The organism is Romboutsia sp., from assembly GCF_035470145.1.
Taxonomy (GTDB): domain Bacteria; phylum Bacillota; class Clostridia; order Peptostreptococcales; family Peptostreptococcaceae; genus Romboutsia_D.
This window is the reverse complement of record NZ_DATIRC010000319.1, coordinates 1-1,758: the sequence shown is the minus strand read 5'-3', so window position 1 is coordinate 1,758 and position 1,758 is coordinate 1. Positions and strand designations below refer to the sequence as shown.

The following is a 1,758-nucleotide window of genomic DNA, read 5'->3' as shown; positions in this document are numbered from 1 at the left end:
CAAAGGAATTAAGTTGGCTCTTCTACCAGCTTAAAGACATCTTTGCTGGAGAATTAAACTATATTTCAAAGCCGGTTTTTTACGGTATGCTTGCCCAAACTTCGATTGATTATCTTGAAAAGAATAAAGAAGACGTAAAATATGACCAATTACTGTTTTCCGTTCTGGATAAGGCAAGAAGCTTCTCTAACGAATAAGATTACCAGTTAATACAAAGCTGCCTTTTTATTATCTGCACTTTTGATGCAATGTATCTTGAATCTGAAAGTTACCTTAAATATTTGATATCGTTTTTCAACAAAGGCAAATCCATTTCATTGGGTTTGCCTTTTTGATTTTTAATGTATTTTGCGATATATGCAATTAGCAGAAATTGTTTTCTGAATGTGATACCGATAAGCCATTAAAGGTTTTGACAGACCTATTTTTTTATAAGGTAGTCTCAATAAATAAAAAGTTTGAAAGCTATAGTAAAGACCACCATATATGAGATTCGTATTAATCCTCAGAGGTATAGATTACTTGTTGAAATCTAAACGGATATATGAACGGTCAATGATAGTCCATCTCAAATAATTGGTTGCAAGTTTTTTATTACGCTTCCGTTAGCAGTCATTGAAAAATATAAACATAAGACATCGCTTAAATGAAAGATATAGAAATAATAAAATACTACTCGCCAATAGAAGAAAAAATTAACATCACTACTCATGCTATCGGTTTCATTTTAAGCATTGTTGCTTTCGTACTTTTAGTTACACATGCAAATCTGCACGGAGATGTTTGGCATATTGTTAGTTTTAGCATTTTCGGAGCAAGTTTAATTATATTATATGCTGCTTCTACTTTTTATCACAGTGCTAAAAAGTCAGAGTTAAGAAACAGATTGAAAATCTTTGACCACGCATCTATTTATATCCTAATTGCTGGAACTTACACTCCTTTTACACTTGTTACTCTAAATGGTACAATAGGTTGGGTGATTTTTGGTACTTCTTGGGGATTGGCCTTAACTGGAATAATATTGAAATTTTTCTTTACAGGGAAATATAATTTAATTTCGACGATAATGTATGTATTAATGGGTTGGGTTATCGTTTTCGCCATAAAACCATTAATTAATAATTTACCCTTAGAAGGTTTACTTTGGCTTCTTGCAGGAGGAATATTTTATACAATTGGTGCAATCTTATACAGCATTAAAAAGATAAAATTCAATCACGCCATCTTCCATATGTTTGTTTTAAGTGGTAGTTTTTGTCAATTTATGTCGGTGTTCTTTTATGTTTTACCAAGTGAATAAATTAGCATCTGATTTGAGAGGAATTAATAAACACATAGCATCTTGGTGAATCTTTGATAACTGCAATGAAATAAAGCTATCATTGGCCTGAATTTTTTGTGATACTTTAATACCCTATCACAAAACGATAGTTGTGAAGATTCTATGAAAATGAAAGAATCAGTGGTCTAAAATATTTAGAATATTGTTATTTCAATTGGACAGATCCATTTTCGGAAGTCTGCCCTTTTCATCGTTATATACTTACAAAGCATGAATTGAGCTCATTTTGTGTGATTGGCAAGAAATCAGGGGAAGTTAAATAAGGTTTTTTTGAATATATAGAATCAATCGTTCGGCATCTTTAGTGCTTTTCTCCGATAGCTTAAATTCATTATGATTCGAAGCAGGATATTTCGTGGGCTTCGCAAACTCCGCTTCAGAATATTCTTTATGGAATAAATCTCGTGATATGC

2 protein-coding genes are annotated in these 1,758 nt (G+C 31.8%); both read left to right on the top strand.

Features of this window, described 5'->3' with window-relative positions; genetic code table 11:
- Window positions 1–197 (top strand): hypothetical protein (locus VLM92_RS12955; protein WP_325276753.1); only part of this gene is annotated, 197 nt, incomplete at its 5' end.
- A 449-nt stretch (window positions 198–646) separates the two neighbouring features.
- Window positions 647–1,303, top strand: coding sequence for a PAQR family membrane homeostasis protein TrhA (gene trhA, locus VLM92_RS12950; RefSeq protein ID WP_325276752.1), 657 nt, complete (start codon window positions 647–649; stop codon window positions 1,301–1,303).
- The last annotated feature ends 455 nt before the right edge of the window (window positions 1,304–1,758 follow it).